This window comes from Mycobacterium lacus (assembly GCF_010731535.1).
GTDB lineage: Bacteria > Actinomycetota > Actinomycetes > Mycobacteriales > Mycobacteriaceae > Mycobacterium > Mycobacterium lacus.
The window spans coordinates 531,736-549,697 of record NZ_AP022581.1; the positions used below are offsets into that span (position 1 = coordinate 531,736).

15 protein-coding genes, 1 tRNA gene and 3 pseudogenes are annotated in these 17,962 nt (G+C 64.5%); 12 read left to right on the forward strand and 7 right to left on the reverse strand.

Annotated elements, in window-relative coordinates; genetic code table 11:
• Nucleotides 1-84: 84 nt before the first annotated feature.
• Nucleotides 85-3,069: a UPF0182 family protein gene (locus G6N24_RS02580; RefSeq protein WP_085157001.1), complete on the forward strand. Its 2,985-nt coding sequence runs from the start codon at nucleotides 85-87 to the stop codon at nucleotides 3,067-3,069.
• A 96-nt stretch (nucleotides 3,070-3,165) separates the two neighbouring features.
• Here the strand turns inward: G6N24_RS02580 and G6N24_RS02585 are convergent, their stop codons facing one another.
• On the reverse strand, nucleotides 3,166-4,179 hold the full coding sequence (locus G6N24_RS02585) for a TIGR03617 family F420-dependent LLM class oxidoreductase (protein WP_085156999.1): 1,014 nt from the start codon (nucleotides 4,177-4,179) through the stop codon (nucleotides 3,166-3,168).
• 94 nt (nucleotides 4,180-4,273) lie between these two features.
• Between G6N24_RS02585 and G6N24_RS02590 the strand changes: the two genes are divergently transcribed.
• Nucleotides 4,274-4,984, forward strand: a complete 711-nt coding sequence (locus G6N24_RS02590; protein WP_232070674.1) for an alpha/beta fold hydrolase — start codon at nucleotides 4,274-4,276, stop codon at nucleotides 4,982-4,984.
• Between the two features lie 33 nt (nucleotides 4,985-5,017).
• Here the strand turns inward: G6N24_RS02590 and G6N24_RS02595 are convergent, their stop codons facing one another.
• Entirely contained in the window at nucleotides 5,018-5,989 is a 972-nt protein-coding gene (locus G6N24_RS02595) for a GlxA family transcriptional regulator (protein ID WP_179963459.1), read from the reverse strand.
• Nucleotides 5,990-6,094: 105 nt separating this feature from the next.
• Here G6N24_RS02595 and G6N24_RS02600 point away from each other — a divergent pair, with 105 nt between their 5' ends.
• Together G6N24_RS02600 and G6N24_RS02605 are read left to right on the forward strand one after the other, a co-directional pair.
• Entirely contained in the window at nucleotides 6,095-6,745 is a 651-nt protein-coding gene (locus tag G6N24_RS02600; RefSeq protein ID WP_085156996.1) for an HD domain-containing protein, read from the forward strand.
• Nucleotides 6,746-6,755: 10 nt separating this feature from the next.
• Nucleotides 6,756-7,319: pseudogene (locus tag G6N24_RS02605) on the forward strand (class I SAM-dependent methyltransferase); the annotation flags it as partial.
• Between the two features lie 100 nt (nucleotides 7,320-7,419).
• Here G6N24_RS02605 and G6N24_RS25650 read toward each other — a convergent pair.
• Nucleotides 7,420-9,180, reverse strand: a pseudogene (locus tag G6N24_RS25650) (IS1634 family transposase).
• 227 nt (nucleotides 9,181-9,407) lie between these two features.
• Between G6N24_RS25650 and G6N24_RS23805 the strand changes: the two are divergent.
• The 8 genes from G6N24_RS23805 to G6N24_RS02650 all read left to right on the forward strand — a co-directional run bounded on the left by G6N24_RS23805 (nucleotide 9,408) and on the right by G6N24_RS02650 (nucleotide 14,007).
• Nucleotides 9,408-9,851 (forward strand): transposase, encoded by a 444-nt coding sequence (locus G6N24_RS23805; protein WP_179963428.1) that lies wholly within the window; start codon nucleotides 9,408-9,410, stop codon nucleotides 9,849-9,851.
• Nucleotides 9,848-10,390, forward strand: coding sequence for a hypothetical protein (locus G6N24_RS02620; protein WP_163745390.1), 543 nt, complete (start codon nucleotides 9,848-9,850; stop codon nucleotides 10,388-10,390). Before G6N24_RS23805 ends, G6N24_RS02620 begins: the two co-directional genes overlap by 4 nt.
• Nucleotides 10,391-10,508: 118 nt before the next feature.
• Complete coding sequence (locus G6N24_RS23810) at nucleotides 10,509-10,850, forward strand: integrase core domain-containing protein (RefSeq protein ID WP_163745447.1); 342 nt, start codon at nucleotides 10,509-10,511, stop codon at nucleotides 10,848-10,850.
• A 21-nt stretch (nucleotides 10,851-10,871) separates the two neighbouring features.
• Entirely contained in the window at nucleotides 10,872-11,222 is a 351-nt protein-coding gene (locus G6N24_RS02630) for a class I SAM-dependent methyltransferase (protein ID WP_085161358.1), read from the forward strand.
• A 63-nt stretch (nucleotides 11,223-11,285) separates the two neighbouring features.
• The gene (locus G6N24_RS02635) at nucleotides 11,286-11,681 is read left to right on the forward strand and encodes a hydrogenase (protein ID WP_232070676.1); all 396 of its coding nucleotides are present in this window, start codon (nucleotides 11,286-11,288) and stop codon (nucleotides 11,679-11,681) included.
• A 20-nt stretch (nucleotides 11,682-11,701) separates the two neighbouring features.
• Nucleotides 11,702-12,295: a UbiX family flavin prenyltransferase gene (locus G6N24_RS02640; protein ID WP_085161355.1), complete on the forward strand. Its 594-nt coding sequence runs from the start codon at nucleotides 11,702-11,704 to the stop codon at nucleotides 12,293-12,295.
• A 10-nt stretch (nucleotides 12,296-12,305) separates the two neighbouring features.
• Nucleotides 12,306-13,856: a UbiD family decarboxylase gene (locus G6N24_RS02645; protein ID WP_085161353.1), complete on the forward strand. Its 1,551-nt coding sequence runs from the start codon at nucleotides 12,306-12,308 to the stop codon at nucleotides 13,854-13,856.
• 74 nt (nucleotides 13,857-13,930) lie between these two features.
• Nucleotides 13,931-14,007: transfer RNA gene (locus G6N24_RS02650), tRNA-Met, on the forward strand.
• Nucleotides 14,008-14,237: 230 nt separating this feature from the next.
• On the opposite strand, the pseudogene G6N24_RS02655 reads toward G6N24_RS02650, so the two are convergent.
• The 4 genes and pseudogenes from G6N24_RS02655 to G6N24_RS02670 all read right to left on the reverse strand — a co-directional run bounded on the left by G6N24_RS02655 (nucleotide 14,238) and on the right by G6N24_RS02670 (nucleotide 17,843).
• Nucleotides 14,238-15,239, reverse strand: a pseudogene (locus G6N24_RS02655) (transposase).
• A gap of 239 nt (nucleotides 15,240-15,478) precedes the next feature.
• Entirely contained in the window at nucleotides 15,479-16,234 is a 756-nt protein-coding gene (locus G6N24_RS02660) for a fluoroquinolone transporter permease (protein ID WP_085161351.1), read from the reverse strand.
• Complete coding sequence (locus G6N24_RS02665) at nucleotides 16,234-16,944, reverse strand: fluoroquinolone export ABC transporter permease subunit (RefSeq protein ID WP_085161349.1); 711 nt, start codon at nucleotides 16,942-16,944, stop codon at nucleotides 16,234-16,236. The genes G6N24_RS02660 and G6N24_RS02665 overlap by 1 nt, the downstream gene beginning before the upstream one ends.
• Complete coding sequence (locus tag G6N24_RS02670) at nucleotides 16,941-17,843, reverse strand: ABC transporter ATP-binding protein (protein WP_085161347.1); 903 nt, start codon at nucleotides 17,841-17,843, stop codon at nucleotides 16,941-16,943. The genes G6N24_RS02665 and G6N24_RS02670 overlap by 4 nt, the downstream gene beginning before the upstream one ends.
• Nucleotides 17,844-17,962: the final 119 nt, after the last annotated feature.

The window sequence follows — 17,962 nt, forward strand, 5'->3', positions numbered from 1 at the left end:
CACGCTGGGTGCTGCGATGCGTAGAGTTGTGATCATCTAGAAAATCTCTAGCAACCAGCCTCAGAAGAGCAGGGAGCGTAGCTAGTGGGGATGCGGCCCGCCGCACGGATGCCGAAGCTGACTCGGCGTAGCCGGATTCTGATCATGATCGCGCTGGGTGTGGTCGTGCTGCTGCTCGCGGGTCCACGCCTGATTGACGCCTACGTCGATTGGCTGTGGTTCGGCGAGCTCGGCTACCGCTCGGTGTTTACCACCGTGCTGGTAACCCGCATTGTGGTTTTCCTGGTGGCCGGGTTACTGGTCGGCGGCATCGTGTTCGCGGGGCTCGCCTTGGCCTACCGCACCCGCCCGGTCTTCGTCCCGAATAACGATAACGATCCAGTGGCGCGCTATCGCGCCGTCGTGCAGTCACGGCTGCGTCTGGTGGGTATTGGAATCCCGGCGGCGATCGGCCTGTTGGCCGGCATCGTCGGGCAGAGCTACTGGGTTCGGATCCAGCTGTACCTGCACGGCGGCGAATTTGGGATCAGCGACCCGCAGTTCGGGAGGGATCTCGGCTTCTACGCTTTCGAGCTGCCGTTCTACCGGCTGGTGCTCAGCTACATGTTCGTGGCCATTTTCCTGGCGTTCGTGGCGAACCTGGTGGCGCACTACATCTTCGGTGGTATCCGGCTGTCCGGACGCACCGGCGCAATGAGCCGATCGGCGCGTATCCAGCTGGTCAGCCTCGTCGGCGTGCTGGTGCTGCTCAAGGCCGTCGCGTACTGGCTGGACCGATACGAGTTGCTGTCGCACACGCGCGGCGGTAAGCCCTTCACCGGTGCCGGGTACACCGACATCAACGCGGTCCTGCCGGCCAAGCTGATCCTGATGGCGATCGCGCTGATCTGCGCGGCCGCCGTTTTTTCCGCGATCACCCTGCGAGACTTGCGGATTCCGGCCATAGGGTTGGTCCTGTTGCTGCTGTCATCGTTGATCGTGGGTGCCGGATGGCCAATGATCGTCGAGCAGATCAGCGTCAAACCCAATGCCGCACAAAAGGAAAGCGAATACATCAGCCGAAGTATCACCGCGACAAGGCAAGCGTATGGCCTGACGGCCGACGTGGTGACGTATCGCAATTACACCGGCGACAGCCAGGCCACTGCCCAGCAGGTCGCCGCCGACCGCGCGACCACTTCCAACATCAGGTTGCTCGACCCCACGATCGTCAGCCCGGCGTTCACCCAGTTCCAGCAGGGCAAGAACTTCTATTACTTCCCCGACCAGCTGTCCATCGACCGCTACCTCGACCGCAACGGCAGCCTGCGGGACTACGTGGTCGCGGCCCGTGAGCTCAACCCGGATCGGTTGATCGACAACCAACGCGACTGGATCAACCGGCACACCGTGTACACCCACGGCAACGGATTCGTTGCGTCACCGGCCAACACCGTGCGGGGCATCGCCAACGACCCGAACCAGAACGGCGGCTATCCAGAGTTCCTGGTCAACGTCGTCGGCGCGAACGGCAGCGTGGTGTCCGACGGCCCGGCGCAGCTGGACCAGCCGCGCATCTACTTCGGCCCCGTCATCTCCAACACGTCCGCCGACTACGCGATCGTCGGGAAAACCGGCAATGACCGCGAATACGACTACGAGACCAGCACCGAAACCAAGAATTACACCTACACCGGCAGCGGTGGAGTCCCAATTGGCAGCTGGATCTCCCGCAGCGTGTTCGCCGCGAAGTTCGCCGAGCGAAACTTTTTGTTTTCCAACGTGATTGGCTCCAACAGCAAGATCTTGTTCAACCGCGATCCGGCGCAGCGGGTGGAGGCGGTGGCGCCGTGGCTGACGACCGACAGCGCGGTCTACCCGGCGATCGTCAACAAGCGACTGGTGTGGATCATCGACGGCTACACCACGTTGGATAACTACCCCTACTCAGAACTCACCTCGCTGTCGTCGGCGACCGCCGACTCCACCGAGGTGGCGTTCAACAAGCTGGCCCCGGACAAGAAGGTCTCCTATATCCGCAATTCGGTGAAGGCCACGGTGGACGCTTATGACGGCACGGTCACGCTGTACCAGCAGGACGAACAGGACCCGGTGCTAAAGGCCTGGATGCGGGTCTTCCCGGGCACGGTCAAGCCCAAGAGCGATATCACCCCCGAGCTCGCCGAGCATCTGCGGTACCCCGAGGACCTGTTCAAGGTGCAGCGCATGCTGCTGGCCAAATACCACGTCAACGACCCGGTGACGTTCTTTTCCACCTCGGACTTCTGGGATGTGCCGCTCGATCCGAATCCGACCGCCAGCAGCTATCAGCCGCCGTATTACATCGTCGCGAAAAACATTGCCAAGAACGATAATTCGGCCTCGTACCAATTGATCAGCGCGATGAACAGGTTCAAGCGCGACTATCTGGCCGCCTATATCAGCGCCAGCTCCGATCCCGCCACGTACGGCAGGATCACCGTGCTGACCATCCCGGGCCAGGTCAACGGACCCAAGCTCGCCAATAACGCGATCACCACCGACCCGGCGGTATCCCAGGATCTGGGCGTGATCGGGCGCGACAACCAGAACCGGATCCGGTGGGGCAACTTGCTCACGCTGCCGGTGGCGCAGGGCGGGTTGCTGTACGTCGAACCGGTGTATGCCTCGCCGGGTGCCAGCGACGCCGCCTCGTCGTACCCGCGCCTGATCCGGGTGGCAATGATGTACAACGACAAGGTCGGCTATGGCCCGACCGTGCGCGACGCGCTCACCGGCCTGTTCGGGCCCGGTGCGGGTGACGCCGCGACGGGGATACAACCCACCGAGGTCGCCGTGCCTCCGAACGCGCCGGCGCCAAGCGCGCCCCCGGCGCCCGCAGCGGGACCAGGCCCGCCTGCGCCGGCGGCGGTGCCGCCGTCTCCCGACGGGACGGTCACTTTGTCCGCCGCCAAGGTGGCGGCCATGCAGGAGATCCAGGCGGCGATCGGAGCGGCGCGCGACGCGCAGAAGAAGGGTGACTTCGCCGCGTACGGCGCAGCGCTGCAACGGCTCGACGACGCCATCACCAAGTTCAACAACGCCAAGTAAGCCGGGCCCCGAGCTGGCGGCACCGCCCGCCTGCGGGGGAGCGTGTTTGTACATCGTCACGCCGTGATCCGTGGCATTCTGCGTACGCTCGTCGAGCTACCGCTGCATCCGGCGGGCGACCTCGCCGTACCGCTCGAAGCGTTCTGGATCGCCCACGGCGTTGTACAACACGATGCGTGTCGCGATCCGGGCATACTTCTCGGCGAGCGCGTCGGCCAACCCGTCCCAGGTCGACTCGGTGGCAAAGACGGCGATGTGCTCGTCGGTGATCTGGGCCGCCATGCCGGCGAAGTCCCCGGCCTTTTGCTTCTCGCGTATCCGCGCGGTCGTGCCCTCGAACCCGGCCTCGTCCCAGACGAACGCATAGTTCGGTGTGCTTCCGTAGAAGGCCAAGCTGCCTCGCACCAACTCGCGTTCGTTCGCGCGCTCTGCGTCGCTGTCACCGACGATCGTCATCACCGGCACGATCACCGCGACATCCGACGGCGAGCGCCCCGCTTTCGCCGCGCCTTCGGTGATGTTCGGCAGGAGGTGACGGACGAGATAGCCGGGCTCGCCAATCGGATGGACATGCACCCCGTCGGCCACTTCGCCGGCCATCCGCAACATCCACGGATTCACCGCTGCGACATCGACTTTAGGATCGGGTGCGTCGATTGGTCCCGGGTTCCACTGCGGGGTGAGGAAGTCGAGATCGTAGAACTCACCGTGGTGAGCCAGTGTCCCCGTTCGGAAAGCGGCGAAGCACGCCTTCACGGCGCGCACGTAGTCACGCAGTCGCGGTCCGGGTCGGTCGAAGGCCACACCGTAGCGCCGCACGATATGAGTGCGCACTTGCGTGCCGAGGCCGAGCCGGAACTTCCCGCCGCTGGCTTCTTGGAGCTCCCACGCCGTCGCCGCCGTGACGAAGGGACTACGCGGAAATGCCACCGCGATCCCGGTGGAGAGTCCGAGACCGGGTGCGGCCTGTGAGGCGACGGCGGCGTTGAGATAGGCAGTGCGGCCGGCCTCGGTGAACACTAGACCGGAGAATCCCGCGGCCTGGGTTCGACGGGCCAGGTCGCCGATCTGGCGCAAGCGTTGCGGGATCGTCATCACGTCGACGTGCACGGCGCATCAGTCTAGGTCTGATGTCGCTAACTGTGGGAAAGACGTCCAGTGCCAGCGGTGACACAGCCGAAGCGAAGAGCCACGCTCGGATACCGTGATAGAGACGTCGACCTACGCGCTGGTTCCGGGTGCTTGGCTTGGCGGGTGGTCCTGGCGACCGGTCGCCGAGCGGCTTCGTGCCGCGGGCAATCGGGCGATCACCTTGACGCTGCCCGGTCTGAACGACGCAGCCGACCCGACGGGTTATCGACTCAACGATGCGATCGACTGCATCGTCGATGCAGTGCACCGGTTGAAAGTCGACAACGTTGTGTTGGTTGCGCACAGCTGGGGTGGTTTTCCTGCCACCGGAGCCGCGCGGTTACTCGCAGGCCGGGTCAGCAAGATCGTCTACTACAACGCGCACGTACCCGTACGCGGCCGATCGTTGGTCGACGAAAACCCGCCCGACAAGCGCGAGTTGATGCTGCGCATGATCGCGGAGTCGCCTACCGGCGCCATGGCGCCCCGCCTGGAATATGTGCAGCAGGAGTTGATGCAGGGTGTCGCGCCGCAGCTGCAGCGGTTGGTGGCCGATCTGATGACGCCGCAGCCAGGTGGCTATTTCCTCGGCGCTCTGGACTTCCAGCCGGTCGATCTCGGCATTCCTATGGTCTACATCGCCGCTGCCGACGATTGGGCGATGCCTCGACCGGCAGTCGAATCCGCTGCCCGACTCCGCGTCGACCCCGTCATCGTTCCGGGGACGCACAATGGCATGCTGACCCACCCCGACGAGGTGGCCAACGCGATCCTCAGAGCCTGATTCCTCGTTAAAAGCTTTGCAGCACCGTCATTTTCAGCTGCGCGATGCGGTGCGAAATCTGTCTCGGTACGCCTTCGGCGTGATGCCGATGTGATTGAGGAACACCCGCCTCAGCGTTTCCGGGCTGCCGAAGCCCGCCAGTCGTGCGGTTTCCGCCACCGACCGGCCGGCTTCGAGCCCGGCACGCGCGAAGTCGATTCGCACCAATTCCACATAGCGCGCGGGAGTCATCGCCAGTTCGGACTGGAACAGCCGGGTCAGCTGACGGGTGCTCAGCGACGCCCGGGACGCAAGCTTCGTCACGCTGTGGTCGGCGCCGGGGTCGGCGGCGACGGCGTCGGTGACGGCGCGCAGCGGGGAGTCCGGCGGCGGATCGGCCTCCATCAAGACGGAGAACTGCGATTGCCCGCCAGCGCGTTTGAGATACACGACCAAAGACCGCGCCACGTTGCGGACCAACTCGGGCCCGTAGTCCAGCTCGACCAACGCCAGCGCGAGGTCGATGCCCGACGACACCCCCGCCGATGTGAACACGTCGCCGTCACGGACGAAGATCGCGTCGGGCTCGACGCCCACGTCGGGGAAGGCGCGGGCCAGGCGTCGGGTATGGCGCCAGTGCGTGGTGGCCCGCCGGCCATGGAGCAGCCCCGCCTGCGCCAAGATGAACGAACCCGTACACACCGACGCCAGTCGCCGGGTTCGGGTCGGCACCGTCCTCATGGCGTCGATCAGCGCGGGATCGATTGGCCGGCCGACCAGTTGATCGCCGCCCGCGACCAGGACGGTGTCGGCGGAGTTGATCGACGCAATGTCGGTGGTAACGGCGAAATGTGTTCCTATTGACGTGGTTACGTCGTGGCCGTCTACGGAGGCGATCTCGAGCTCATAATGCGCGCCAAACCGGTTGGCTTCGGCGAACACCTCGGCGGGGCCGACAGCATCTAACAGCTTCACGCCGTCGAAGACGACGATCACCACCACGCGGGTCTTATCGAGGTCGCCCATCTGCCCATTGTGTCGCAATTTGTGGGAACAACGGCTCAAACGACCCCGGTCAGACAGCCGTCCCATCCCGCACACTGGGCACATCCCAACCGAGGAGGTCTGATCATGACGATTGAGTCGATCGAAACCGTTGCCGGCATCGTGATACCTGATACGCCGCTGGTTCGCGAGGTCACCGAGTTCATTCGCGACGCCGAAGACGACCTGCTGTTCGACCACTCCCGGCGGGTGTTTCTCTTCGGTGTGCTGCACGGCCGTCGCCTCGGCCTGGAGCCAGACCGGGAGCTGCTGTACGTGGCGGCGATGTTTCACGACCTCGGCCTGACCCCGCGCTACCGCAGCTCCGCCCGACGCTTCGAGGTCGACGGCGCCGACGCCGCCCGAGATTTCCTGCTGGAACGTGGGTTTGACGAAGCCGACGCCGAAAAGGTGTGGTTGGGAGTCGCGTTGCACACCACGCCCGAGGTACCGGAATACCTCCAACCCGAAATCGCTTTGGTCGCAGCGGGTGTCAAGACCGACGTAGTGGGTGTCGGTCTCGGCGACCTGTCGGCCGAGGCTGTTGCCGCGGTCACGGACGCCCATCCGCGCCCGGACTTCAAGAACCGCATCCTGGCGGCCTTCAACGACGGCATGAAGCACCGTCCCAAGAGCACCTACGGCACCATGAACGCCGATGTGCTGCAACATTTCGACCCCACATTTGTCCGCCAGAACTTTGTCGACATCATCCTGAGCAACCCGTGGTCCGAATAGCGACGCATCGATGGAACGCAGTGACAACGACACCTGGGATCTGGCGACGAGTGTCGGCGCAACGGCGACAATGGTCGCCTGTGCCCGGGCGGTGGCCGGCAGACAAACGAACCCAATTGTCAACGACCCGTTCGCTGAACCGCTGGTGCGCGCGGTCGGCGTCGAACTGTTTGCGCGGCTGGCCAGCGGCGAGCTCGAGTTCTCCGACATCGGAAGCGGTTGGATGCCTGACTTTTTCGGCGTCCGCACCCGGTTCTTCGATGGTTTCCTTGGCAGCGCCATGTCCGCGGGACTTCGACAGACCGTAATTGTCGGCTCCGGACTGGACTCACGTGCCTACCGGCTTGCCTGGCCCACCGGGACCGTCATCTACGAGATCGACCAACCCGAGGTAATCGAGTTCAAGGACACGATGCTGGCTGGTGTCGGCGCCACACCGGCCGCCCGGTTGCGCAGTGTGGGCGTCGATCTCCGCCAAGAATGGCCGACGGCACTGCGGCAAGAGGGTTTTGACCCCAGGCAGCCCACCGCATGGCTGGCCGAGGGACTGATGATCGGATACCTACCGGGAGATGCCCTCTCTGGCAGGGTTAGTCCGAAGTTAAGGCTGTTCTGATAGGCGAATCCGCGGTTTGACCTGGGGGTTTGTTGGTTTTGGTGGGTGGTTGTTGTGGCTACGCGGCGATGGTCAGTGGGATGGGGGCCTCGATAAGGTCGAAGGCGCGGCGCTGGTGGGGGGTGGGGTCGGTGAGCTTGTCGATTTCGATGTCGGTGTCGTGGTAGCGGATCCGGTCGCGGGTGAGGGTGCCCAGGTGTGTGAGCAGGTCGCGGAAGCTGCCGACCGGGTTGCCGTCGTCATCGTGTTTGGTGGAGGCCTTGGCTTGGGCGGTGGCGGAGCGGCGTGCGGGGCTACGGGGTTGTCCCGTTGTGGGGTGCTTGGTCGGTGAAGGTCAACGGTGCCCAGGCCTTGCGTAGATGCCAGGTGAGGTAGCAGGCGAGCATGCAGATGAGCATGTGGGCTTTGACCCGGTCTTGGAGGCGGTGGTGGATGGGCCGCAGGTCGAGGTCGTCGGATTTGATGATGCGGAAGTCGCGTTCGACGTTGGCGAGTTTCTTGTAGCTTTCGACTATGGCGGCGGGGTCGAGGGCCTGGGCGTCGACGCTAGTGCGCAGGACATAGATGCCGTCGAGGGCCGCTTCGGCGTCGATGGCGGCCTGGTCGCGGTGGTAGGTGAAGGCGGTGTCGGTGATGGTGAGGTGGAAGTGTTTGCCCACCTTGAATTTTCCGCTGACCCTACCGACCTCGATGCCGATCTTGTCGGCGCCGGACAGGGTGCCCTTGGTGACGCGTTCGGCGATGTGGGCCAGCTCCTTGTCGGTGGCGGCCAGCAGGTCTTGGCGCTTGCGGGCGCGTTCGGCGGCCAGTGCTGGGTTGCGGCAGGCGATCAGCCGTTCGCCGGGGTAGTCGGGGTGGGTGATCTCGGCGAGGTCTTGCTGGTCGAACAGGCTCATCTGCAGCGGCCCGTCGTCGCGAGCGAGTTTGGCGATCGACGGGGCGCGCAGCGCGGTGATCCAGTCGAAACACGCTGCGTCGTCGGGGGTGTCGTTGAGTTCGCGCAGCTTGTCGATGCGCGCGCCGGTGATCATGCCGCGGTCACCGACCAGGATCAGCCGCTGGATGGCGAGCTTGTCTTTGATCACCTCAACGATCTGGGTGAACGCGCTCGGGTCGCTGGTGTTGCCCGCGAACACCCGCACCGCGACCGGGCGCCCGTCGGGGTCGGTGAGCACACCGTATTCGATCTGCTGGCACCCTTTCTTGCCGTCGCGGGAATAGCCGTGTGCGGCCAGCTCGCAGCAGCGCCCGGTCACCCACGAGGAACTCAGGTCGAACAACGCCATCCGGCCCGGGTTCACCGACTCCGCGAGATGCTTTGCGGCCAGCTTCTTTCGATCGTCTCCTGGCGGCTGACAAGCCAGTCCATCGCCGCGTAGATCTCATCGGTGGATGCGTCGGCCACACCCAGGTCGACCCCGAGGGTGGTATCAGACCACCAGCCCAGGGTGGATAGCTTCGATTTTGGCCGCACCACCCGCGAGATGATCAACGCGACAGCAATGTCGCGGGCCCGGCATGGCGGGCCTAGCAGTGCGGCCAGCTTGAGCTTGCCCGCCATCGCCGCCACCGCTGCGACATCACCGTGCGGCAGCGACCGCGTCTTGCTGAACTCGCTGCCGGCCGCCACGAGCGTGTGCCCCTTAAGCGTCGCCTCGATGGCGGCGATCGCCTCCGGCGGGAGCTTGGACAGGTTCGCCAGAGTTTGGTGGCGCACCTTGCCCCCGTCGCGGAACGAGCGGCGCAGCAGGATCGTCTCGTAGAGACGTTGCTCGCCTGACTTCGTCACGTATCCACGCAGATTCCGGGCTACGTGCATCGAACCTGAGTATGCCGCCACGCCGTTATCCTAACGCATTCTCATCACACAACGTCGTAACGACACACCATATTCGTGGCTACACTCGCCAACTGTGATTCTACTGATTTCCCAGGTCGGCTACACAATCCTCGAGTACCAGCGGTCGGAACTTCGGGTTAGTTGAGACAGCAGGGTTCGAAAATATCTGACCAGGTATTGAGGGCAAGTAAGGATTGCAACGAACAATGACGGCGACTTTGGCTGAGGTCCGGAAGGGTAGCGCCGATGATGAAGGCGTGGGAACCGATTCGGCCCAGGGTCCGCGGGCGGATCGTCCCCGGCGGCGCAACTTCACCCCGGAGTACAAGGCGGCCATTGTGGCCGAGTACGACGCGTTGACCGAGCCGGGTGCGCGGGGTGCGCTGCTTCGGCGTGAGGGCCTGTACTCATCGCACATCGTGGAGTGGCGCCGAGCGCGCGACGCGGGCGCGTTGGACGGGCTTGCCCGGTCAGGCGGTCGTGGTAAGGACCGCGACCAGGCCGAGATCGAACGGCTACGGAAGCGGGCCGAACGGGCCGAGGCCGAGCTTGAACGCACGAGGGCCGCGTTGGATCTGGTGGGAAAAGCACACGCGCTCTTGGAGACGCTCTCCGAGAGCACGGGCACGCGGCCCGGGTCGAAGAAGTGATCGCACAGTTGCTGCCCGAGGTGGAGCGGCTGACCTCGACCGCGAAGGCGTGCGCGCTGCTGGGCAAGCCGCGCGCGAGCCTGTATCGGCAGCGCAACCGCCCTGCCGGTCCACGCCGCAAACCCGGGCCGAGCGGACCGCCGCCCAATGCGCTCGACGCGGCCGAGCGCACGCAGATCCTTACGGTGTTGTGCCAGCCGCGCTTCGCCGACAAGGCGGTCGCCCAAGTGTGGGCCGAGCTGCTCGACGAGGGCGTCTACCTGTGCTCGCAGTCCACGATGTACCGGATCCTGCGCACGCACAACATGACCCGCGAACGGCGGCGGGTAGCCACACACCCGCCGCGGGTCAAACCCGAGCTGGTCGCCCACCAACCCAACGACGTGTGGTCCTGGGACATCACCAAATTGGCGGGACCGGTGCGCGGCGAGTTCTACCAGCTCTACGTGATGCTGGACATCTTCAGCCGCTACCCGTCGGCTGGCGCGTCGAGTACCACGAGGACGCCGACATCGCCCAGGACTGGATGGCCGAGCTGACCGCGCTACACGGGCGGCCCGGCGCGATCCACGCCGACCGGGTTCGGCGATGACGTCGAAGAACGTCGCCCAGCTGCTAATCGACCTCGGCGTGGCGCGCAGCCACTCGCGCCCACGGGTGTCAAACGACAACCCGTTCAGCGAATCCCAGTTCAAAACGCTGAAGTACCGCAACGATTTTCCCGAACGGTTCGACTCGATCGAGCACGCCCGCACCTGGTGCAAAGACTTCTTCGACTACCTGCGCCACGAGCACCGCCATTCCGCGCTCGGCCTGCACACACCGGCGTCGGTGTACTTCGGCACCGCCGCCGACATCCAGGCCAAACGAGCCCGGGTCATGGCCGATGCCTACGCCGCCAACCCCAACCGGTTTAGCAGCCCACCACAGCCCCCGAAACTACCGACCGCGGCATGGATCAACCCACCGACCCCACAACCGAAAATAGTGTCCACATAGTGAGACGCTGTCTCAAACACCTTGACAGCTACCGATGCGCAAAACCGGCTGCTGGATCTCATCACCGAACTCAGCGCACCGGGGAGCCGCCTGGCGGCCGACCACCTGCTGGGTGCCTCGAAGTCTGTCGGATCAATGATCCTCGAAACTGCGGAGATCTGGAGGCAGCACGGATTCCATGTCGACTTCGGCAGTCTCAGCTATTCGCACGAACGCAACGACGCGGCGGCGTGCCTGCAAGCGTTGGGATGGCAGATCACTAAGCATCGGCTCGACGAACTACTCCGCGCCGCCGGTGTGGCCGCCGGCGACATGGACACCGGCCCCGATGGACAGGGCGCCATCCACTATCTGACGGCCACCCGACTGTGAGTGATAGTCCATATGTCGCATTCATCCGACGACCAGTTGCTCCGGCACGGCGCGTTGTTGTTCTTGATCGGTCTGGTGACCGGCCTACAGCAGCGGCGCTTTACCAACATGCGGATGGCGCTTTCCGCGCATCTCGAAGGTGTGATGAACGGGACCTTTCTGATCGCGTTGGGTGCCGTATGGGACAATGTTGCACTGCCGCCACGCCTGGCGCGGGTCGCACGACGGACGGTGATCTTCGGTACCTACGGCAACTGGTTTTTCACCATGCTCGGTGCGGCATTCGGTACCGCTGCCGCGAATCCGACTTTATCGCAAGGCAATCACGGAAAACTGTGGCAGGAAAGGGTTGTGGAGACGGGGTTTCGAAGCATCGCCTATTCCATCGTCGTTGCGCTGGTTTTCATTGTCCTGGGCCTTGGGCGTCGGATGTCGTTGCATGACACGGATTCCCGCTGAGATCGGGAAGGAGCAAGACGATGCGTTTGGTGATCGCCATGACGGGAGCGACGGGCGCTGCGCTGGGCATCCGGCTGCTGGAAGTCCTCGGGGAATTGGGGGTCGAGACGCACCTTGTCCTCAGCGACTGGGCGCGGGCGACGATCAAGCTCGAGACGGACTGTAGCGTCCAGGAGGTGCGGGCGCTGGCATCGCACGCGTACAGCGCCCGCGATCTCGCCGCAGGCATTTCCAGCGGGTCGTTTCGCACAGACGGCATGATCGTATGCCCGTGCAGTATGAAGACGCTGAGCGCCATACGAATTGGCTATAGCGACAACCTGATCACCCGCGCGGCCGATGTGACGCTGAAGGAACGCCGCAAGCTGGTGCTTGTCGCGCGGGAGGCTCCGTTGAGCGAAATCCATCTGGAAAACCTGCACTACCTGTCGCGCGTCGGGGCGGTGATCTTTCCGCCGATAGTGGCCTACTATGCGCGGCCCTCGTCGGTCGATGAGGTGACCAACCATGTGGTTGGCCGCGTCCTCGATCAGGTCGGGATCGAACACTGTCTGATTAAGCGCTGGAAGGACGACAAGCTGCCGGCGAACGGCTCGGTAGTTCCGATCCGGTGAGGAGGACGAAATGACCACGGCGGGGCCCGATCTGCGCAGCTGGCTGGCCACACTCGAAGCCGCCGGCCAGTTGCGCCGGGTTACGGCGCAGGTCGACTGGAACGAGGAGATCGGCGCGATCACCCGCGCCAATCTTTCCCTCGGCGGTCCCGCGCTGTTGTTCGAGAACATCGTCGGCCATCAGGACACTCGGTGCCGGAGGTTCTTGACGTCGGCCATCGGCAACCGGCGCCAGGTCCAGCTGATGCTGGGTCTACCTGAAAACACTAATGATTCGGCTATCGTCCGCCATCTCAGGGACACCTTCAAGAAACCCATCCCACCGCGCGTCGTCGAGACCGGCGCGGTCAAGGAAAACATCATCGAGGGCGACGATATCGACCTCTGGCAGTTTCCGGCCCCAAAATGGCATGCCGCCGACGGCGGTCGTTACATCGACACGTTCTGTGGTGTGGTCACAGCAGACAAAGTCACCGGACGTGACAACATCGGTGTCTACCGAGGAATGATCGTCGACCGCAACAAGATCGCCAAACTGATGGTGCCGAGCCAGGGTTGGGGCGGGCACTTCCAGCAGTACCGGCCCGAGCCCATGCCGGTCGCCGTCGTCTACGGGTGGCACGATGTGTTGCCGTTCTGCGCCGCTAGCCCGTTCCCCAAGGACGTCTGCGAATGGGACATGATGGGCGCGCTGCTTGGCCGCCCGGTCGACCTGGTGGCCTGCGAGACGGTGCCCTTGCATGTGCCGGCGAGCGCCGAGGTCGTCGTCGAGGGGTACCTCGATCCCGACCCCGCCACCTTCGCCGAGGAGGGCCCATTCGCGGAGTACCCGGGCTACCTCGACGGCCATTCGGCCCGGACGCCCGTCCTGCGGGTCACGACGATCACCCACCGCGACGACCCGATGCTGCGCGGCACCGTCGAGGGCATGCGCCCGGGCTTTCTCGTCGAAGACTCGATGTGCAACTACGCCCGCTCTGCGATCGCATGGAACCTGCTGGAGAGTCTCGCGGTCGGCGGCGTTACCGACGTATGGATGTCCCAGGTATCCAACGGCACCAACATCGTGGTGCAAATCCGCAAGGCCTATCGCGGTCACGCCCAGCAGGTCGCCGCGGCGCTATGGGGGACCAGCGGGTCGGGGTGGTTCTACAAGCACGTCGTGGTTGTCGAGGAGGATATCAATGTCCACGACCCGGAGGCGCTCGACTGGGCCCTGGCATATCGGGTGAACGCCGGCCTCGGCGATATCACGTTCTTTGGACCCACGCTCGGTTCGCCACTGGATCCGTCCACCCCGCCCGAGAAAGTAAACATGGCCAAATACGGCAGCGGCGAATGGACCCGGGTGCTGATCGACGCCACCCGAAGCTGGGAGTTCGAACCTCGGCCGGAGTGGGGTGGCCGCCACTACCCGGCGATCAACAAGATCGCTCCCGACCTGGAATCCCGAATCGCAGCCCGCTGGCAGGAATACGGGATCGGCATTCCCTACCTCGACGACGAGCGGCGGGAACTGCTCACGATGGAGCAGCTGAGCAAGCGACTGCCGGACGTGTAATTCCCGGACGGGTGTGGCCGCGAGCGGGGGATTTGGTGAGGTTCCCACGCGTTCGGTAACCTGGCATTTACCGACGCGGGGTGGAGCAGCTCGGTAGCTCGCTGGGCTCATAACCCAGAGGTCGCAGGTTCGAATCCTGTCCCCGCTACCAGCGAAATGGCCTTCGGAGATCTCTCCGGGGGCCGTTTTCATGCCCCACGGGAATATTTTGGGAAAATTGGCCTCGTTAGCCTCGATTTTTCGCGCGGCCTGATGGGTGGTGGGTGAGCCGGGTTCTGGCCGGCTGGTGAGGTCGATTTTGGCAGGCGGGGGTGACAGCTTGCCGGATGTCGCGCCGGTGGGCGGGCTTCCTGGGGGCCGGTGGGTCTTTCCTCTGTCGGGTCAACGATGGTGGCGGGGCTCGGGTGAAAGCGGCACGGATGCGTATCCAGGCCAGGTGGCGTCGATGCGTAGCCGGATTTGGCGGGCGCCGCGGGTGATGCGGGCGGCGGTGTGTAGCACCCGGTAGCGCAATGTCTGGATTTCGCAGCGCGCCAACTCGGGGTGCTTGGTGAAGCCGATGATTTTGGTCCAGGCAACCAGATCGGTTGCAGCCAAGATGATTTCCAGCCAGACGGCGTTGGCGTCGAAAGCATGAAACGGCAGGTTGGCAAGGCCGGTTTCCTTGGCTTGGCGGATGCGGTCTTCGGCGCGGGCATGTTGGCGGTGCCGCAGCTCCAGGCCGGCGAGCTGGCCGGGTATCACACCATCGCCGGTGTCGGTGAGAAACCCGGTGACGCGGTGTCCGTCGGAATCGCTGAACCGTAGCTGCGCTCCAGGATGGGGGCGTTCTTTGCGCAGGATCAACCGGGTGCCCGACGGCCAGGCCGACAGATCCACCAGGTCGGTGGCCTCGGCGACCCAGGCGCCGTCGCGGATGGCGCCGTCGGTGTCGATCGCCGGATACCGCGCCTGGGCAGTGCCCAGGGCCTCAACGGCCGGCCTGCACCCGGGCGTCGATGACCGCCCCCAAGGAGAAGCCCACGTGCGCCCCACGGCAGGCGGCGGCGAACCCGTGGGTGGCACGCGGGCCGCCCGGATGCCAGGCAGGTGAGCGGCGTCGATGCGCTCATCGACCAGCCGCCACAACGTGGTCGTCGAGGCAACCGCCCCGAAGGCGTGTTCGCGGTCGCCCCACAACGCCGCGGCCGAAACGACACAATTAGCACCATCGGCCACCGCCGCGGCCAGATCGGCGAACGCATCCCCGGTCCACGGTCCGCGATAGGTATCCGCCAACACCTTGGTGACCTGCGATGACAGACCCGTCAGATCCGCGACCTCACGCAGCATGCCCACCCCGGCATGCGACACGACACCGCCACCATCGGCCGACACTTTCACCCGACAAACTGCTGCGCTACCCGTCGCCTAGAAAGTGCCCTCTCGCTCGCAATGATGGACCTACAGCAGTCTCATTATCCCTTGTGGGACAGGCACTTTCGCTAACTCAGCAGCGTGTCGCCTGCTGCGCGCGGGCGGATTCTGCGGCGATACCACAGCGTGCGACTGGGCTCACCCGACGACTCGGCGGCCCGCCGCCACGTTGTGGCATCGGACCTAAAAGGATCCGCGGATTCAGGCTAAGAGGCGTTCTTGGCAAGGAAGCGCCGCAACAACGGCCAGGCGACGGCAAGGTTGTAGGCGACGCCGACGACCAGGTACGGCCACCAGGTGCCGTGGTCGCTGGCCACCCAGTACGCCTTGGCCGCCCAGTACGGTGGCAGCACGCCGAAGGCGAGGTTCCACGCGGAATCGATAAACCATGGCAGGCATGGCAGCCCGGAGATGAGCATGCCGAGTGCGCGAACCACTGCGATGCCCTGAATCTTGTTGCTTGCCATCGAGACGATCAGCAGCAGCGTGACGACCCCGGACAATCCGGCCAGCAGCCCGATCGGGATCAGCGCCGGCACCAGCCCGGGCTGCAGCATCCCGCTGAACGTCATGGTCGCGATCACGTAGATGGTGGTCAGCACGATGACCGTGCCCGCGCGATAGCCGAAGTAGGTGGACAGCGGGACCGGTGTGACCCGCAGCGCGGTCAGGGTACCGGCGTCGACCTCGTCGAGGACCAGGAACGCCGCGATCGCACCGGTGATGATGACGCTCGTCAACAGCAGGAACGCGGTGAGGACTAACGGGTAGTACGGCACCAGGTCGAAGCCGTACCGCATCGCCAGCATGTCGGTGACCCGCGGGGTGATGAGCGCAACCCCGGTGGTCCAGATGATCGGGGCGACCACGACCATCCACAGCAGTGGGTCTCGGTACGTGCCGCGAATGTCGTTGCGGCCAAACGCGACCAGCGCCCGTACGTTGACGGCTCCCGTCGTCATCACAGAACACCCGACCTTTCGATGACGTAGCGCAGGAACATCGCCATGGCCAGCCAGTAGAGTCCCGCCAGGCATACGACCGGGTAGACCACTGCGTAGAGGACCTGCCACGGGGCCAGCGTCACCTGATGGAAGGCCGCGCCGAGCAGCATCAGCGGCCCCTGTGTGGGGATGAGGTAGAACGCCGGATTCCGCGTCAGCCCGGCGTAGTGCAGGATCGGCAGACTCGTCACCGCAAGCGGGATCGTCGCGGTCAGGAACCAGTCGGTCACCGAGGCGAACGGCAGCGACGTCGTGAACCCGACCAGCAGCATGAGCAGCGTTCCGAGCACGGTCCCGGCCACGAGCAGCACACCGTGGTAGGTAAACCCGTCGGCGATTGCAGGTACGACGATGGCCACGCAGAGCGAGATCAGCACCAGCAGCGCCAGCTTCGCGGTCAGGTACTCCCAGAACCGCAGCGGAGTGCACACGATCGCGCCTATGGTGCGCTCCTGCTTTTCGAAGAACACCGTGCCCCCAACGAAGAAGAACCCGATTATCGTGATGTCGCCAAGCAGGACGTAGGGCTCGGCAACCGGCCGTAGGCGGGCGGGCATCGGCAATAGCACGGCCAGCCAGATGAGCCCGGAGAAGACTGCCGCATGCAGGAACCGCTGCCGGACCGCAAGCGTGAACTCGAGCCGCAGCGCGCGTGCCAACCGGGTCATGCCAGCCGCCTCCCCGTGACCTCGACGAAGACATCCTCAAGGGTGGCTTCGCGGCTGTGGATGGTCTCGACGTGGTGGTTTCGCAACACCGCGCGAAATGCCGGGTCGTCGGCGAGACCGTCCATCGGGAACTCGGCGGTTTCGAGGCGGCCGTTCTCGCCGCGGTACTCGACATCCACAAGGCGCTGGCTGCGGGCGATCTTCAGCTCGTTCGGCGTGTCGAGGGCGACGATCTTGCCATCGACCACGAAAGCCACGCGGTCGCACAGCTCATCGGCGGTCACCATGTCGTGGGTGGTGAGAAAGATCGTGCGGCCGCGTGCCTTCAGGTCCCGGATCATGTCCCTGACATTGCGTGCGTTCACCGGGTCCATCCCCGATGTGGGCTCGTCAAGGAACAGCAGCTCCGGGTCGTTGATCAGCGAGCGGGCAAAGGTCAGCCGCATCTGCATTCCCTTGGAGTACTTGGCAACTCGCGTCTTGGCGTCATCGGCGAGGCCAACGGCGTCGAGCAGCCCCAGCGGATCCAGCGTTTCGCCCTCGTATAGCGAGGCGAAGAAGCGCAGATTCTCCAGCCCGGTGAGCTTTTGATAGTGATTCGGCAGCTCGAACGAGACACCAATCCGTTCGTAGTAGTCGGATCCCCAGGCCAGCGGATCTTTACCCCAAACCTTGGCCTTGCCGCCATGACCACGCAGCAGGCCGATCAGTAGCTTCTGGGTCGTCGACTTTCCCGCACCGCTCGGCCCGAGAAAGCCGAAGATCTCGCCGCGTCCGACGGTGAAGTCCATGCCACGGACCGCCGGCTCGGACGCCTTCGGATAGGTGAATGTCAGCCCGCGGACACGGATCACCTCGGTCATCACACGCGCGGGAATAACGGTGTCAGCTGTAGGCATGAGTCGCCCCTCTGTTGGTTCGCCTTGTCACCGCGTGCGCGATATCAAGTCCGACCAGCCTTCCCGGAGCGCCACCCGTTGACTATACTCAACTTTCACAGATTTCTGAAGACTCTGAA

Excerpts from the sequence above, each read along its gene's own strand:
- G6N24_RS02665 (WP_085161349.1), bottom strand. The coding sequence starts at position 16,944 with ATGACCCGGTTGGCACGCGCGCTGCGGCTCGAGTTCACGCTTGCGGTC.
- G6N24_RS02660 (WP_085161351.1), bottom strand. The coding sequence starts at position 16,234 with ATGACGACGGGAGCCGTCAACGTACGGGCGCTGGTCGCGTTTGGCCGC.
- G6N24_RS02640 (WP_085161355.1), top strand. The coding sequence starts at position 11,702 with ATGCGTTTGGTGATCGCCATGACGGGAGCGACGGGCGCTGCGCTGGGC.
- G6N24_RS02595 (WP_179963459.1), bottom strand. The coding sequence starts at position 5,989 with ATGGGCGACCTCGATAAGACCCGCGTGGTGGTGATCGTCGTCTTCGAC.
- G6N24_RS23805 (WP_179963428.1), top strand. The coding sequence starts at position 9,408 with ATGACGGCGACTTTGGCTGAGGTCCGGAAGGGTAGCGCCGATGATGAA.
- G6N24_RS02645 (WP_085161353.1), top strand. The coding sequence starts at position 12,306 with ATGACCACGGCGGGGCCCGATCTGCGCAGCTGGCTGGCCACACTCGAA.
- G6N24_RS02600 (WP_085156996.1), top strand. The coding sequence starts at position 6,095 with ATGACGATTGAGTCGATCGAAACCGTTGCCGGCATCGTGATACCTGAT.
- G6N24_RS02670 (WP_085161347.1), bottom strand. The coding sequence starts at position 17,843 with ATGCCTACAGCTGACACCGTTATTCCCGCGCGTGTGATGACCGAGGTG.